The following is a 16,484-nucleotide window of genomic DNA, read 5'->3' as shown; positions in this document are numbered from 1 at the left end:
GAAAATATTAACATATATAATATTAAATTATAATAAATTACTACGTAATAATTTTTGATAGTAAAAATGATAGAAAGGTTGTAAATATGAACTCTAAAATAAAAATTTTAGCTCTAAATTCATCACCTAATATGGACAGTTTAAGTAAAAAAACATTGGATTTTTTACTAAAAGAAGCAGACAAAAATAATAAAAATCTGGAAATTGAAAACATAGATCTTAATAACGAGATTTTTGCTAATTCCTCTTTAAATTCAAGTAATATGGCAAATTTCTTCCAAAAAAATGAAAGCGATAAATGAATTGAAAAACTAAAAAATAGTCAATTATTAATTTTATCTTTCCCAATGATTAATTTTTCATATCCAGCAGTTTTAAAAAATTTCATAGATTCTATTTGTGTTGCTAACAAAACATTTAGTTATAAATACTCAAAACAAGGTGACGCTATTGGTTTGTTAAATAATTTAAAAGTTGTTTTAATTTCTACACAAGGAGCTCCAGAATCTTGATACCCTTGAGGTAAACCATTAGAATTATTAACTGGTATATGAAAATTTTTAGGTGCTAAACAAATTGAAACTCTTTTGATCGATGGGACAAAGACCTTGCCAAACAAAGAGTTAACACACGAACAAATAATTGAAAATAATAAAACAAAAATATTACAAATATTAAAAAACATTTTTTAATAAAGTTAAGGAGAAAAATGTTTAATAGAATAAAAGGAACCAAAGACATTGATCAAGAAGAAATGATCACTTACGAATTCATTAGGAACATATTTATAAAACTAACTAATTCATTCAATTTTAATTTGGTAGAAACTCCAATAATTGAAAATGCTGACTTGTACAAAAGATCAGTTTCGAATAGTGACATTGTCAAAAAAGAAATGTATGAATTTCAAGATAAAGGTGAAAGACAAATCGCTTTAAGACCTGAAGGTACCGCTGGTTTTGTAAGATCATTGGTTGAAAATAAGTGATATGTTTCTTCTTTAGATCCAAAATTTTCTTATTTTGGTTCAATGTTTAGATATGAACAACCACAAAAAGGTAGACAAAGACAATTTTACCAAGCAGGAATAGAAGCGATTGGGGATAAAAATATTTATCAAGATTTTGAAATTATATTTTTAGCTAATTTATTGCTTCAATCTTTAGAATTAAAAAATGTTTTAAAAATTAATTCTATTGGTGATGAAATTTCTAGAGCAAATTATCAAAAAGCTCTTAAAGAATACTTTTTGCCTTTTAAAGATCAACTAAGTCAAATTAATCAAGAAAGATTGGATAACAATGTTTTAAGAATATTGGATGACAAAATTGATAAAGAAAAAGACTTTGTTAAAAAAGCTCCTAAAATTTCTTCATTTTTAACAAATGAAAGCCAAAAATATTTTAAATCACTCCTTGTATTATTAGACAACGCAAATATTAAATATGAAATAGATTATTCATTAGTTCGCGGTTTAGACTACTATGATGAAATAGTATTTGAATTTGTTTCTAATGATAAAAACGCTGGTGCTCAATCAACTTTAATTGGTGGTGGTAGATATTCAAACTTAATTGCTGAATTAGGCGGTCCAAACATTTCAGCCATTGGTTGAGCAATGGGTGTTGATAGAGCAGCAGAAATAATAATTCAAAACAAAATTACTGATAAATTTAAAAATCAAATCAAAATTTTGTTTGCAGCAACAAATGAAAAGAATTTACCAACATTATTAAGTTTATGTAATGAACTTAGAGCATATGGAATAAAATCAGAGATTTTTAAAAATGAAGTCAAGAGCAAAAAAATCTTTGAAAAAGCAGAAAAATTAGGTATCAATTTTGTATTATTTGACGATAAATACGAAGAAAACAAAAATTTCTTAATTAAAAACTTAATAAGTAATGACAAAATATATTTTTCACACAATGAAAATGGTTTTCAAGATTTATTACAATTTTTAGCAGATAACGATGAGGAATTATTAGGCATATTACAAGAACTAGAAGATGAGGAAGAATAACTAATGAAAAGTAAAACAATTAATAATAATGAATTAAATCTTAAAGACATTGGCAAAAGTGTTACTTTGTATGGATGAGTAGCAAATAAAAGAAGATTTGGTGAATTAACTTTTGTTGATTTAAGAGATAGATACGGAATTACTCAATGTGTTTTTAATCAAGATGTTAATTTTTCAAAAGAAGCTTGTGTTTCTATAACTGGTCAAGTTGTTAAAAGAAAAGTTGCTAATCCTAATTTAGAGACTGGAAAAATTGAAGTTTTAGTTAAAAAATTTGAAGTTTTTTCAGATTCAGAAGTTTTACCTTTTCCTATTAGAGATGATGTTGAATTAAAAGAAGATACGAGATTAAAAAATAGATTTTTGGATTTAAGACGTCCAAAAATGCAAAAAAATATTATTTTGAAAAATGATTTTATTTTTGCTATTAGAACTTTTATGTATCTAAATGGTTTTTTAGATATAGAAACTCCTATGTTAGCAAAATCAACTCCAGAAGGTGCTAGAGACTATTTGGTTCCAACTAGAAACTTTAATGAATTTTTTGCTTTACCTCAAAGCCCTCAATTGTTTAAACAATTACTTATGGCATCTGGATTTGAAAAATATTTCCAATTTGCTCGTTGTTTTAGAGATGAGGATGGAAGAAAAGATAGACAACCTGAATTTACTCAATTAGACATTGAAACTTCTTTTTGAACAGTTGAAGATTTTCAAAAGTACATTGAAAAAATGTTCAAGTTTGCATTTGAAAAAATTGGAATCAAAATTAAAACTCCATTTTTAAGAATGAAATATGATGACAGTATGAGAGATTACGGTAATGATAAACCGGATATTAGATTTGGTTATTTACTAAAAGATATTGATCATTGTTTTAAGAATTCTAATTTTGACATTATTAAAAAAGCACCTTCTATAAGATCTTTAAAAATTGATGAAAAAATTGACAAAAAGACTTTTGTTCATTTAGAAGAAATTGCTTTAAAAAATAAAGCTAATATATTGTTCTATTTTGTTTATGAAAATAAAGAAGTAAAATTAACCAATTTTGCTAATAAAGTTCCTAATGAATTAGATTTAATTCTTAAAGAATATGATTATGCTGATGGTTCGTATTTTATAGTTGCTAATAAATATGAAAATGCTTGTCAATCTTTAGGAGCAATTAGAAATGAGTTAAATAGCATTTATCATTTTGCTAACGATCAAGAATATAAATTTTTATGAATCACTGATTGACCGATGTTTGAATATGATGAAGAAACTAAAAAATGATCAGCAGCTCACCATCCTTTTACTCAATTTGATCATAAAAATGAAGAAATTGATCAACTGCAAATGAAAGACATAAAAGCCAAATCATATGATTTAGTTCTTAATGGTTTTGAATTAGGTTCAGGTTCAGCGAGAATTTTTGATAAAAAAATTCAAGAAAAAATGTTTAATTTAATTGGAATGACTAAACAAGAACAAGAATCGAAATTTGGTTTCTTCTTAAAAGCTTTCGACTATGGGTTGCCACCTCATTGTGGGATTGGTTTAGGAATCGATAGATTGATTATGATTTTAACCAAACAAGAAACCATTAGAGATGTTATTCCGTTTCCTAAAAATGCTAAAGGACAAGATGTATTTACTAATGCTCCTAGTGGTGTAACCAAAGAGCAATTAGATGATTTATTCCTTTGTATTAAAGAAAAATAATTTAAAAATTCACACTCCAAAACAAAGTGTGAATTTTAATTTTTGATGTAATTAAACAAATGGTGCCCGAGACAGGATTTGAACCTGCATGAATTTCTTCACTAGATCCTTAGTCTAGCGTGTCTGCCAATTCCACCACTCAGGCATAACTATTCTATTTTAACAAAAAAGTCAATATTTTAATAAATATTGACAATTTTGTACTTTATTTTTTGATTTGACTTATATATACATTTCCAAAAGTTTTGGAAATTTCAATAATTGACATAAAAGCATTAGGATCATTTCTTAACACAATATCTGCTATATCTGAAGAATCTATATAGAAACATTTAATTATTAATAATTTCCCTTTTTGCTTGCTATATCCACCGGTGGTGTCTAAAATACTTGCTTGAATTCTTTTGTTTTCAATACTATAAATTTCTCTTGTGATTTCTTCAATTTTATTAGTGAAAATTTCAATTTTAACCATTTTGTATTTAGGAAAAATTAAATCAACTACAAAACCATTTAATAAAATCATTAATAGTGAACTTACAAAGTTAGGATTAAAGAAAACTTTGATATCTCATTGTTTTGGAGCAGTTGGTGTCATTGAAGTTGGCAAATAAGTTCCAATAAAATTAGCCAAAAATAAGCAAATTATATGAAAGCCAATATAAACATAACCCAAATTAATAATCTTTTTTCTTGAATATCAAACAACTAAAATATCAAAACCAGCAGTTGAGGAATTTAAAATCAATAAACAGGCAGCAATAATTCCTTGGAAAATAGCTCACAATAAACCATAAAGAAATATGATTAAATACATTCCGTAATCTTCTGACACTTCCCAGAATAAAGATTGAATAATATTATTTGATTGATCCAATAAATCCTTATTAGTAGAAGAACCAAAAAATGTTCAATGCTCACTTCCTGGAATAAAACCTAATAAAATACCAAAAAGAGTTGAAAAAATCATAAATATAATGTTTAGTAAAGCAAAATTACTATTAATTTTTTTATAAGCAAAAACAAATAAAGGAATATTAATAAGTAAATTCGTTAACCAGAAGAAAACAATAAAAATGTATCTACTTAAATTTTTATCATTTGAACTTTTTAAGGTTATAAAAGCTAATAATCTACCTACGCCGTGGCTTATTGCGTCAACACCTAGTCCATACAAACCAGTATTTTGAATTAGAAAAATACCTAAAAATGAAAAAACTAATGCGATCAAAATAGTTAAAGTGATTTGCAATCACAACTTATTAACTTTATGTAATGATGAAAATTTTAAAATAGAATCCTTGATATTTATTTTTTGAATTTCTACTTTTTTCTTTGAACTTTCTAAATTATTTTGCTCATTTTTTTCTTGATTTTTTTGCTCTTTTGATTCCATTTTATAAATTATAAATTACTAGTGTAAAAAATATTAAAAGTATTAATTATTCTTTAATAGCTTGATTGATTCTTTCTTTAATTTTTGTTTTAACATCTTCTTTGCTTTGATTATCAAAAATAATAATTTCTTTAGCAAACTTATTTGCTAAAAACATTCATTTTAAATTTTCATCAAAATATATCTGATTAACTTGTTTAAAAAATTCATCATTTTTTGGATCTGCTTCACTTTTTCTTTCTTCGTCTATTTCAGATCTTTTATTTCTTCTTTGCTTAATTTCTTCATAATTTGCTCTTAGAACAAACAAAATGTCTAATTTAGGTTTAGTTTCTAATTTTCTTAAATACTTTTTTTCAAACTTTATTCATTTGTTTTTCTGACTAGGATTAAAATTATTTAAATTTATGTGTACTTCTGGGAAAATTACATCATCAATTAGGTGCCTATCTATGATTGAAAAATTATCAAATTGCATTTTGACAATTTGTTTATATCTTTCAATGAAAAACAATTTTTGCATTTCATAAGAATTTAACTTCATATCTTTCATATATGCAATAAATTTACCACCTAGAAAATCTCTTTCATCATAAACATTCATATTGATTTCTTTAAAATATTCTTTCAGTTCATTTAAAACTGTAGTTTTTCCAACAGCACCTGCACCAATAATTGCAACTTGTAATTTCTTTTGTTTTCTTAGTGTTTTAATATACTCTTATTAAAATACTTTTCCTTATCATCTCAATAAAACAAATTGTTGTGATTAGATAATCTAGTTGTTTAAGTAAGTAAGTTTGGACGGTAGCGACCGTATGTACGGACAAACTTACTTACTTAAAAATAATTATTAATTAGCGAAAGTTAGTTTTATTGAGATAAAACTTTTAAACATTTATAAATCAAATTTCGAGAATCTTACTTTTATTTAATTCGGATAAAAATAGCTTAAAAAAGATACTCTTATTCCATAAAGGTACCTTAAAACAAAAAAGAAAAGATACCTTTATTCCTTAAAAGTATCTTAAAAAAATAAAAAATAAAAAAATTTTTCAAGTTTTTCATTTTTTGTACATATTATATTGGGTAAAAAATAAAACGGAGGTAAAAACATGACTGAAAAAGAAATTGAAATCTCTAAAAAAGAGTTTCATTTAATTTCAAAACAATATGATAACCCTAAATATTTTTATCAAAAAGATGATGAAAATAATAAAATTATACTAATTATGAAATTTGATCAAGACAGCAAGAAGCAACCAGTTAATCCAAATACTAACAATGTGTCAAATTTGACACCAGAATTTTTTGAAAATATGTTTAACAAGCTTCTTGACCAAAGATTCGGTAAAAATAATTGTTTATTATTAGAAGAAATAGATAAAAGAATAGACAAGAGAATTAATGCTCTTGAACAAAGGTTTGATGCTTTTGAACAAAGATTCAATGCTCTTGAAGTAAAAGTAGATCAAGGGTTTGAAAAAATAAACAAAGATATTGAAATGCTAAAATCATTTCATAAAAAAGATATTGAAGAATACGAGAAGAAGAAAAAGTAATTTTTAAAAATTATCATTATTAAATATTAAAAAAGTAAATAAACACTTACTTACGCAAATACTCTAGGGCTATAGTCTAAAATTAAATTAGAACCAAAAAATTAGGAACATAATGATAAATTAGCTAAAACAAAAAGACTCGAAATTTTTTCAATTACGAGTCTAATTTTTTGCTTGGGTTTAATGTAAAGGCTCTTTTTTACAAGTACTATTACTTTTAAAATTACCTAGATGCCCTTTTTAAAAAGGCTACAATCTCTATATGTGGTGTTTGAGGAAACATATCAAAAGGTTGAACCGAAACAATTTCGAATTCTTTTTCAAGTAACTTTAAATCTCTAATTAAAGTATGATAATTACAACTAACATAGGCAATTTTGCTTATATGTTTAGCATCTAGTAAAACATCAATTATGTTTTTTGTTAATCCAGATCTTGGTGGATCTACAACAACAACATTATAATTTTGAATTGCTTCTTGACTTATTTTATCAGCATCTAATTCTTCAAATAAATAGTTATCGATTTGATTTTCTTTAGCATTTTTATTCGCGTTTTTAACTGCATTTTTTACAATTTCTATACCTTTAATTTCTTTACAAAAGTCTTTTAAAAAAATTGAAATTGTACCTATTCCACAAAATAAATCTAATAAAGAATCCTTGCTATTGAGTTCTAAAACTTGTCCAATGTATTTATATAAATTTTCAGTTTGTAATCTGTTTACTTGAAAGAAAGAATCGGATGAAATATAAAAACTATATTTTCCTAATATTTCTTTAAAATAGTCATTTTCATAAATTTTAACTAATTTATTTTCTTTTTCAAAAATGGTTTCTATTGAATAAATATTGTTAAAATTAGCCAGAATCTCCTCAATAAAATCATTGTCGATCTTAACATCATTTTTTAGATAAAAAACTATTTGATATGAATTTTGAAATTCACTATATCTACACATTAATTTTGATATAGATTTTAAATTTTCAACATCATAATTATTGATATTATTTTGAATTCATAAAAGTAATTTTTCAATATTTTTATTAACTAAGTCAAACGTCTTTTGTTCAATAATATTATGAGATTTTTTCTCTAAAACACCTATTTTGATTTCTGAATCTACAACACCAAAAAACACTGTTATTTTATTTCTATAATTTCATTCTAGTGGAGAAGGAACAATCGGAAAAATTTTTGTGCTTTTAGGTAAATTCCATTTTGTAAATTGATCGATTATTTGATTTTTTCATTCCAATTGATCTGGATAACTTAAATTCGCTAAAAACGCTGCTCCTGAATCTAAAATTTCTTTGTTTTTGGGTGCTACTCTTTTTACAGATGGTTTAATTAAATTAACAACTTTGCAATAAGAAATGTTTTTACTTTTATCTATGACTTTGATGTTTGCTATTTCACCAGGTAAAAAATTTTCAACTAAAAAAATATGGTTATTCTTTTTAACATAACCATAACCTTCATATGACAACGAATCACAAACTATATTATTTAAAATTTCACTTTTAGAATTATTTGTTTTCATAAATTTTTCTTAATTTTATTAGATTTTCAAGCGAATCAATTTCTGTTCCTTCAGAAATAACATTACCTTTATAAACAAAAATAGTGTAAGGAACTCTTAAACCATATCTTTTAGCACCTAAATTATTAAACAAGCTAAAAATTAAATGATTCACTTGCTCATTTTTTTGATCTTCAAAGTCATACCATTTAAATTCATCATTTGGGAACATTTGATTATATTTAGGATATATTTCTTCTTTAAATTTAATGCAATCAGAGCATCATTTTTTAACTGCTGAAACAACAATACATTTGTTTTGGCTTGCTTTCAAAATATTTTCAACTTCTTTTTCTGCTATAGTTCAATTTTCATTTGAATTAAGAGAAATTCAATATTTCATTTGGTTATAAAGTTCATACATACCTGAATTAACAAATTCTGAATATTTGTTTTTTTCATAAAAATCATCAATAAAATCTGGATGTTCTATTTCTAAACATAAATCCTTTTTCTCTAAAATTTTGATTAAAAAATCTCTAATTAGATATTGATTATTAACAAAATCTAATGATTTTTTATTTTGCAAAGCTTTTAAAGTTAGAATAAGATTGAATTCTTCAGTGTCAGCTTGTTTAGTTTTTTTTATACATTCTTTTAAATAAGCATAAGAAGAGTAAATATTTTTATATTTTCTTCTTTTATTTTCTTCTATTTCTTCAAGATATTTATGTTCGTATTTAGCAATTAGTTCATCTAATTTCACTTTGTTTTTTTCAAAAACATCAAATATTTGGACCAATATTTCTTTTAGATTTTTTTCAAATTTTGAAAAATCATTTGTATGTTGTTTGCTTTTAAATTTTTTTGTAAAAATCTTTGAATATCTACCAGTTAATTTATTAAAAATTTGATAATTTACGAAAAATCAATTGTCAGTTGGTTCTTTTGAAAAAGTTATGTACAAAGGTTTAACTTCAAATTCAAAATTGTTTTTAGTTTCAAAATAAAAATCTTCAATATTGAAATTAGATTTGCTTTGCTCAATAGTATCTGTGCCTTTGATATATTCAATCTTTAATTCTTGATTTACTTGATTAAATTTTTTTTCTTCCAGATTTACACATCTAGAAGAAATTAAAAATAATGAAGCAAATGCAAAAGGTGAAATTAATGCTAATAATTTTAATGATTTTTTATGCATAAAATAATTATAAAATAAACATTTATAATTTAAAAAATATGTTCAAAGATTATCAAAAAATAAATAAAGAAAAAGTTATTCTTTACATAAGTAAAATTAACAAAAACTTTGATTACAAAACCTTTGTCAAAAAACATAATTTAGATCTTAAAACATTAAAAAAATATAAAATCAACTCTAATCAAAAATTTGTTTCTTTTGTTTTAAAAAAAATGATTTGAAACAACTTTGTTAAAAATGAAGAAAATCAAAATTTTGAAATTAAATTCAATGAATTCGGAAAACCTTTTTTTGAAAATTCCAGAATTCATTTTAATATTTCACACAGTCATAATTATGTAATTGCAGCAGTTTCGAATGAACAAATAGGCATAGATATTGAAAAAGAAAAGATAGTGAAACTAGGGATATCTAAGTTTTTATTAAATCCAAATGATGACGAATTTTACAAAACTAATTTATTAGAATGTTGAAATGTTAAAGAAGCTTTTTCGAAATTATTAGGAATTGGAATGACTACTTTTTTTAGTAATTTTTTAATTAAAAATAACACAATTCAATATTTAGATAATCATGCTTTTTTCTTAAAAATGATTTTGGATCAAAACAAAAAAATTTGTATTGCTAGCTATCAAGAAATTGACAAAAAAAACATAAAAATAATTGAAATCGATAACAATTATCAAGATTTTTTTTAAAAATGTTGCTTTTAATATACTAATATATTTATTTTATTTAATATAATAATTAAATACAAATATCACAAGTATAAAAAGCAAACTTTGATTTTATTATTTGAGGAGAAAAATGAAAACAATTATTGACGTTGCTACTGAAGTAATTTTGGAAAGATGCAAAAATTATGAATTCATAGAATTCAATGAAATTTTTGAAGTAGTAGAAAAAGAACTTCAAGAACTTTGACAACAAAAAGCAGAAAATGCTGGAATTGAATATTCAAAATTTGTTCAAGCAAAAATGGGTGAACTATACAAAATTATGACCATAGATTCTCGTTTTGTTAGAAACGATCAAGGTTTATGAACCAAAAAAAGAGGCTTTGAATAAGAGGTATATATGATTGAATTTAAATTAGTTAATGCCAAGGAAATGATCCAAAAAGCTGTTAAAGGCAAATATGCAGTTCCTCATATCAATATCAACAATTTAGAATGAGCAAAATATGTACTTTTAACCGCACAAGAAGAAAAATCACCTATTATTATTGGTGTTTCTGAAGGTGCTATTAAATATATGGGTGGAATGAATGTAGTACTTAATTTAGTAAATTCATTAGTTTATGATTTGAACATTACTGTACCAGTAGCATTACATTTAGATCATGGAACATATGAAGGAGTTAAAAAAGCTATTGAAGTTGGCTTTACCTCAGTAATGTTTGATGGATCTCATTATCCATTTGAAGAAAATTATCAAAAAACAAGTGAATTATTAGCGTTATCGAAAGCTAAAAATGTTTCTTTTGAGGCTGAAGTAGGAACTATTGGTGGAGAAGAAGATGGCGTTGTAGGTTTAGGTGAATTTGCTAATCCAGAAGAAGCTAAAAAAATGGCTCAATTGGGAATTGACATTTTAGCAGCAGGAATTGGTAATATTCATGGACCATATCCAGAAAATTGAACATCTTTAAATTTTGATCAATTAACAAAAATTAAAAAAGCAGCCAACATCGGTATTGTTTTACATGGTGGTTCTGGTATTCCTAGTGACCAAGTTAAAAAAGCTATTTCTTTAGGAGTAGCAAAAGTTAATGTAAATACCGAGTTGCAAATTGCTTTTGCTCAAGCTACTTGAAAATTTGTTGATTCAGGTAAAGCAAAAGAAGGAAAGAATTACGATCCAAGAAAACTTTTAGCACCTGGATGCGTTGCTATGTGTGATATTACAAGGGAAAAAATTAGAGAATTTGGTTCTAATAATAAAGCATAATAATTCCTTCCACACAGGAGGAATTATTTTTTGAGGTGTTTATGAATAAAAAAAGATTAATAAGTGGAATAAAACCAACAGGTAATTTAACCTTAGGTAATTACATTGGTGCTATCCTTAATTTTAAAAAATTTCAAGATGAATATGAGTGCTTATACTTTGTTGCTGATTTGCATTCTTTAACAACTAATGAAATTTCTCCTGAGGAATTAAAAAGAACTAGAAAAGAAATTATTGCTTGATATTTAGCAGCTGGAATTGATCCAGAAAAAACTATTATTTTTTATCAATCAGACATAACTGAATTAGGTCTAGCACAATGAGTTATTGCTAATGAAACCACCATTGGTGAATTAAATAGAATGACTCAATTTAAAGACAAAACTCAAAAATTAACCAAAATGGAAAACGGAACCTTAAAAATTCCTACCGGATTATTATTTTATCCAACCTTAATGGCTACTGATATTTTAATCTACAATGCTGATATTGTACCAATTGGGGAAGATCAAACTCAACATTTGGAATTAACTAGAAACATTGGACAAAGAATTAATAAAAAATATAAATTGAATTTCAAAATTCCTAATGGTTTAGTTCCTAAGGTAGGAGCAAAAATTAAATCATTAATCGATCCAAATGTAAAAATGTCAAAAAGCGATAAAAATTCAAAAGGGGTTATTTACCTAAATGATGATCCAACTGTCGCTTACAACAAAATTTTAAAAGCAGTTACTGATAGTGAAAATAAAATTTACATTTCAGAAGACAAACCAGGAATTTTAAACTTATTAAATATTTATGCTGCTTTAGAAAATATTTCTTTAGAACAAGCACAAGAAAAATTCAAAGACAAAAACTACGGAGAATTTAAACTAGCAGTTGCTGAAATAGTTAAAAAAACTTTAACTGATTTACAAAGTAAATATAATCAATTTTTGCCAATTGTTGATCAAATAGCTAAAAACAATGTTCAAAAAGCAAAAAGAATTTGTGTTCCATTTATTGACGAATTGATGAAAAAACGTGGTTTTGAATACTAGGAGAAAAAATGAAAGTATTAGCAAATAAACAATTAAACCATACAACTAGCCATTTACTTGCTGCTGCTGTACAAAGATTGTACCCAGGAGTAAAAATGGGGTTCGGACCCGCTACCGATGAAGGTTTTTACTATGATTTTGATTTTCCTGAATATTTTAGTGTTGATGAACTTGCAAAAATTGAAAGAACAATGAAGCAATTAGCATCAAGAAACTTGATTATGATCGAAGATCAAGCTTCTAATTATTCTTTTGAAGATAAACCATACAAAAAAGAATTGTATGATGAATTTATTGCCCAAAACAAAAACGTAACCTTTTACAGTTTAAAAGATCCTCAAAATGGTGAAATTATTTTTACAGACCTTTGTGCTGGTAATCATATGGAAAGTACCAAAAATATTAAACACTTTAAACTTTTATCAATAGCTGGTGCTTATTGAAGAGGTAATAGTGATAACAAGCAACTAACTAGAATATATGGTACTTGTTGAGAAACAAAAGAAGAATTAGATAATTACTTAAGCATTTTACAAGAAAGAAAAGAAAGAGACCATCGTAAAATTGGTAAAGAATTAAATTACTTCGCTTTTAGTCCATTAGTGGGTCAAGGTTTTCCTATTTGACTTGAAGATGGTATGTATGTACATAACCAAATTAGAAACTTAGTGCTTGCATTAGATAAAAAATATGGTTTTACTGAAGTGTTAACTCCTCATTTTGGTGCTGAATTACTTTATCAAACTTCTGGTCATTTAGCTCACTACAAAGATGATATGTTTCCTGCAATGAAATTGGAAAATGAAAAATTAATTCCTCGGCCAATGACTTGTCCTCATCATATTGTTTGTTATAAATTAAATAAACATTCATATCGTGATTTACCAATTAGATATTCTGAACAATCACAACTTTACCGTTATGAAAAATCTGGTGCTTTAACAGGGTTAGAAAGAGTAAGAGGAATGCTTTTAACTGAAGGTCACTTATTTGTAAGAGTTGATCAAATTAAAGAAGAAATCAAGAAAATGTATTCACAAATTAAAGAAATTTTAGAAATCTTTAAAATTGACATTTCTTATATTTCTCTTTCGTTAAGAGACAAAAATGACAAAGAAAAATACTTTAACGATGACAAGATTTGAAACGAAGCCGAAGCAATGCTTAAGGAAGCTTTGGATGAATTGAAAATTAAATACACTCCTGTTGAAGGTGAAGCTGCATTTTATGGGCCAAAAATTGATATCCAAATCGATACTGCATTAGGACATGAAATCACTGTTTCAACTATTCAATTAGACTTTTTACAACCAGAAAAATTTGAACTAACCTATGTAGATTCACAAAACCAAGAAACTAGACCAGTAATGATTCATCGTGGTTTAATTGGAACTTACGAAAGATTTGTAGCAATTTTATTAGAACAAACCAAAGGAGTTTTACCATTTTGAATTGCTCCAAAACAAATTACTATCATTCCAGTTAATAATGAGGAAAATTTAAAATATTGTCAAAAAGTTGAAGCAAAACTTTTAGAAAAAGGTTTTAGAGTCAAAATTGATTCTCGTGATGAAAGATTAAACAAAAAAATTCGTGAAGCACAAATTAATAAATCTAAATTTAATTTAATTTTAGGTGCCAACGAACAAAAAGATAAAACTATTTCTTACCGTAAATATGGGCAAGAAAAAACTTATACTGTTAAATTAAATACTTTTATTAAAGAATTACAAAACTTAATCAAAAATTATGAATAATAAGTATGCTAGTTTAAGACCTTTTATTTTAACTTTATTTCTTTCAATTTTTGTAATTTTACCCAATACTCTTTGATGACTTTTCGCAACTAATGATACTAATAATCAATTAATTAAAACTAAGTGAATGATTTACACAATCCCTGTTATTTGATTTTTATTTATCATTGCTTTAAGTTCATTGTTAATCTTTTTTAAAGTATTGAGTATTAAAAGTTTAAATTGAATTATTCCCCTAGAACTTGCTTTTATCAGTGTGATATCAAGCACTTATTTAGATATTAAATTTCGTTTTTTAATTGTCTTTTTAACTGCTGTGATATTTGCAACTATTTCTAATCTTTTAATTAACTACATAATGGAAAAAATTGATAAAAAAGACGAACAAAAAAAACCAAATTCCCAAATTTAAACCTTTTACAAAAGAATTTGGTTTTTATTTTTAAAAATAGGAAAAATATTTTTAGACAATAACATAGTAAAGCAAATACATTAAAATATATAATAATTAACATAATAATGGCTAATGTAGAAGAGGTAATATGGGTTATAAAGCTTTATATCGAAAATATAGACCTGCTAGTTTTGATGAAGTTTTAGGACAAGACCACATTGTTTTAACTCTTAAAAACATTGTTTTGAATAGAAAAATTTCGCATGCTTATCTTTTTTGTGGTCCACGAGGAGTAGGAAAAACCTCATTAGCTAGAATTTTTGCTGGTTTATTAAATTGCTACCACAACAAAGATGTAACTAAATTATGCTCTCAATGTAATGCTTTAATTAACCAAAATGTTGATATTATCGAAACTGATGCTGCTTCAAATAATGGAGTTAATGAAATTAGAGAATTAAAAGAAAAAATTCAACATTCTCCAGTTATGGGCAAATATAAAATTTATATTATCGATGAGGTTCACATGCTTTCTAAAAGCGCTTTTAATGCCTTATTAAAAACCTTAGAAGAACCTCCTGAACATGCTATATTTATTTTAGCAACTACTGATCCTCAAAAAATTCCTTTAACCATTTTATCAAGAGTTCAAAGATTTAATTTTAGAAGAATCCCTAATAAAATCCTATCTGAGCAAATTAAAATTGTATTAGAAAAAGAACAAATTCAAAGTGATGATAAAACTATTTCTTACATTTCTAAATTAGCCACCGGTGGAATGCGTGATGCTTTATCAATTGTCGATCAAGCTAGTGCTTATGGAAACGGAAAAATTCAACTTAAAGAATTAATGTATGCTTTTGGAATTACTAGCAATGATAATTTAATTAAAATTATCAATTGATTATATCAAGGGAAACTAAAAGAAGTTTTAGAACTTTTTGACGAATTACAAAATGGTGGAATTGACCCTAATCAATTTGCTGAAAGTATGTTAAATTGCATTAAAGATTTTATAATTTACGAAAAAACTTATGATGAAAAATTACTAAATCTTTTAGACCTAGAAGAACTTAAAAGTTTAAATATTGATTATAAATTTGCTTTATCAGCCAATGAGCATTTATATGAATTAAACAAACAATTAATATTTACAGACACACCTTTTCAACAAATAGAAGTATTTTTAATTAAAATAGCCAATTTAAATCCAACTAATAAGGAGATGGATATGAAAAAAGAAAACAAAGAAACTAAAGATATATTAAGACAAACTGAAGAAATCATTTTAGATAACAATGATTTAAGCGGGGATTTCGTTGATTTATCACAAGAATTAATTACTGATGCTAGCAATACTAATGAAAACAATTTAATTCAAACTGGGGAAATTGATTTATCAGATGAAATGCTACTTTTCAATAATCCTAAAGCCAATTTAGCCAAAGAACATCAAAAAGCTTTTAAATGTAAATACAATGACAAAAAGTTAATCAATATTCTTTTACAAAGTAAAAGCCATTTAATCAAAGAATACCAAAGTAAATTAGATTACTTATTAAAAATGTTTAAAACCGATGTTTATCAAAACTTCATTGATAATTTAAGATATATGAACTTAAAAGCAGCGGGTGAAGATTTTATGCTTTTAACTTCTGAAAATTACAATAGTAGCCAATTAAATTATCTTGATGAAAATTGAAACGATTCAAACATTCAAGAATTGATCAAAAAGTTTTTTAACAAAAACTTACACATTATTGTTGTTGATAATGAAACATATAAAAATGTTGTTAAACAAGCTAAAGAAATTATCGATTTGGGCAAAAAATTCAAAATTTCACCTCTTGGCGAAATCAAAATTAAAAAATCTAAAACCCCAAGCCAAAAATTCTTAGATGCTCTATTTGATGAAAATTAAAAAAG

At 25.3% G+C, this 16,484-nt stretch carries 15 protein-coding genes and 1 tRNA gene; 11 read left to right on the top strand and 5 right to left on the bottom strand.

The annotated features are described in order from the left end of the window. Positions 1-86: 86 nt before the first annotated feature. Genes ACJA25_RS01695 through aspS form a run of 3 tightly spaced genes read left to right on the top strand, consistent with a single transcriptional unit; the run spans position 87 to position 3,730 of the window. Positions 87-692 (top strand): FMN-dependent NADH-azoreductase, encoded by a 606-nt coding sequence (locus tag ACJA25_RS01695; protein WP_406616111.1) that lies wholly within the window; start codon positions 87-89, stop codon positions 690-692. Positions 693-709: 17 nt separating this feature from the next. After that, entirely contained in the window at positions 710-2,023 is a 1,314-nt protein-coding gene (hisS, locus tag ACJA25_RS01690; RefSeq protein WP_406616109.1) for a histidine--tRNA ligase, read from the top strand. Between the two features lie 3 nt (positions 2,024-2,026). Next, positions 2,027-3,730: an aspartate--tRNA ligase gene (aspS, locus tag ACJA25_RS01685; protein WP_406616107.1), complete on the top strand. Its 1,704-nt coding sequence runs from the start codon at positions 2,027-2,029 to the stop codon at positions 3,728-3,730. A gap of 60 nt (positions 3,731-3,790) precedes the next feature. On the opposite strand, the gene ACJA25_RS01680 is transcribed toward aspS, so the two are convergent. From ACJA25_RS01680 to ACJA25_RS01670, 3 genes are all read right to left on the bottom strand, one after another. Continuing rightward, positions 3,791-3,875: transfer RNA gene (locus ACJA25_RS01680), tRNA-Leu, on the bottom strand. Between the two features lie 60 nt (positions 3,876-3,935). After that, the gene (locus ACJA25_RS01675) at positions 3,936-5,126 is read right to left on the bottom strand and encodes a DUF2179 domain-containing protein (RefSeq protein WP_406616105.1); all 1,191 of its coding nucleotides are present in this window, start codon (positions 5,124-5,126) and stop codon (positions 3,936-3,938) included. Positions 5,127-5,172: 46 nt separating this feature from the next. After that, a complete protein-coding gene (locus ACJA25_RS01670; RefSeq protein ID WP_406616179.1) occupies positions 5,173-5,799 on the bottom strand; it encodes a deoxynucleoside kinase in 627 nt (208 codons plus the stop codon). Positions 5,800-6,241: 442 nt separating this feature from the next. Here ACJA25_RS01670 and ACJA25_RS01665 point away from each other — a divergent pair, with 442 nt between their 5' ends. Next, positions 6,242-6,688, top strand: coding sequence for a hypothetical protein (locus ACJA25_RS01665; RefSeq protein WP_406616103.1), 447 nt, complete (start codon positions 6,242-6,244; stop codon positions 6,686-6,688). Between the two features lie 223 nt (positions 6,689-6,911). On the opposite strand, the gene rlmD is transcribed toward ACJA25_RS01665, so the two are convergent. Together rlmD and ACJA25_RS01655 are read right to left on the bottom strand one after the other, a co-directional pair. Then, on the bottom strand, positions 6,912-8,231 hold the full coding sequence (gene rlmD / locus ACJA25_RS01660) for a 23S rRNA (uracil(1939)-C(5))-methyltransferase RlmD (RefSeq protein WP_406616101.1): 1,320 nt from the start codon (positions 8,229-8,231) through the stop codon (positions 6,912-6,914). Further along, positions 8,218-9,414 carry a hypothetical protein gene (locus ACJA25_RS01655; protein ID WP_406616099.1) on the bottom strand — a complete coding sequence of 399 codons (1,197 nt, stop codon included), beginning with the start codon at positions 9,412-9,414 and terminating at the stop codon, positions 8,218-8,220. The genes rlmD and ACJA25_RS01655 overlap by 14 nt, the downstream gene beginning before the upstream one ends. Positions 9,415-9,452: 38 nt before the next feature. Between ACJA25_RS01655 and ACJA25_RS01650 the strand changes: the two genes are divergently transcribed. The 7 genes from ACJA25_RS01650 (at position 9,453) to dnaX (ending at position 16,479) form a co-directional block, all read left to right on the top strand. Next, positions 9,453-10,112 (top strand): 4'-phosphopantetheinyl transferase family protein, encoded by a 660-nt coding sequence (locus tag ACJA25_RS01650; protein WP_406616097.1) that lies wholly within the window; start codon positions 9,453-9,455, stop codon positions 10,110-10,112. Positions 10,113-10,221: 109 nt separating this feature from the next. Next, on the top strand, positions 10,222-10,482 hold the full coding sequence (rpoE, locus tag ACJA25_RS01645; protein ID WP_406616095.1) for a DNA-directed RNA polymerase subunit delta: 261 nt from the start codon (positions 10,222-10,224) through the stop codon (positions 10,480-10,482). Positions 10,483-10,491: 9 nt separating this feature from the next. Beyond that, the gene (gene fba, locus ACJA25_RS01640) at positions 10,492-11,364 is read left to right on the top strand and encodes a class II fructose-1,6-bisphosphate aldolase (RefSeq protein ID WP_406616093.1); all 873 of its coding nucleotides are present in this window, start codon (positions 10,492-10,494) and stop codon (positions 11,362-11,364) included. A gap of 41 nt (positions 11,365-11,405) precedes the next feature. Continuing rightward, positions 11,406-12,407 (top strand): tryptophan--tRNA ligase, encoded by a 1,002-nt coding sequence (gene trpS / locus ACJA25_RS01635; RefSeq protein WP_406616091.1) that lies wholly within the window; start codon positions 11,406-11,408, stop codon positions 12,405-12,407. Between the two features lie 8 nt (positions 12,408-12,415). Beyond that, positions 12,416-14,164 (top strand): threonine--tRNA ligase, encoded by a 1,749-nt coding sequence (gene thrS, locus ACJA25_RS01630; protein ID WP_406616089.1) that lies wholly within the window; start codon positions 12,416-12,418, stop codon positions 14,162-14,164. Further along, positions 14,157-14,576 carry an MAG3450 family membrane protein gene (locus ACJA25_RS01625; protein ID WP_406616087.1) on the top strand — a complete coding sequence of 140 codons (420 nt, stop codon included), beginning with the start codon at positions 14,157-14,159 and terminating at the stop codon, positions 14,574-14,576. Before thrS ends, ACJA25_RS01625 begins: the two co-directional genes overlap by 8 nt. Before the next feature lie 130 nt (positions 14,577-14,706). Next, positions 14,707-16,479, top strand: a complete 1,773-nt coding sequence (gene dnaX, locus ACJA25_RS01620) for a DNA polymerase III subunit gamma/tau (RefSeq protein WP_406616085.1) — start codon at positions 14,707-14,709, stop codon at positions 16,477-16,479. The last annotated feature ends 5 nt before the right edge of the window (positions 16,480-16,484 follow it).

The organism is Mycoplasmopsis hyopharyngis, assembly GCF_045276885.1.
In the GTDB taxonomy this organism is placed as follows: Bacteria; Bacillota_I; Bacilli_A; order Mycoplasmatales; family Metamycoplasmataceae; genus Mycoplasmopsis; species Mycoplasmopsis hyopharyngis.
This window is presented reverse-complemented; position numbering and strand designations above follow the sequence as displayed.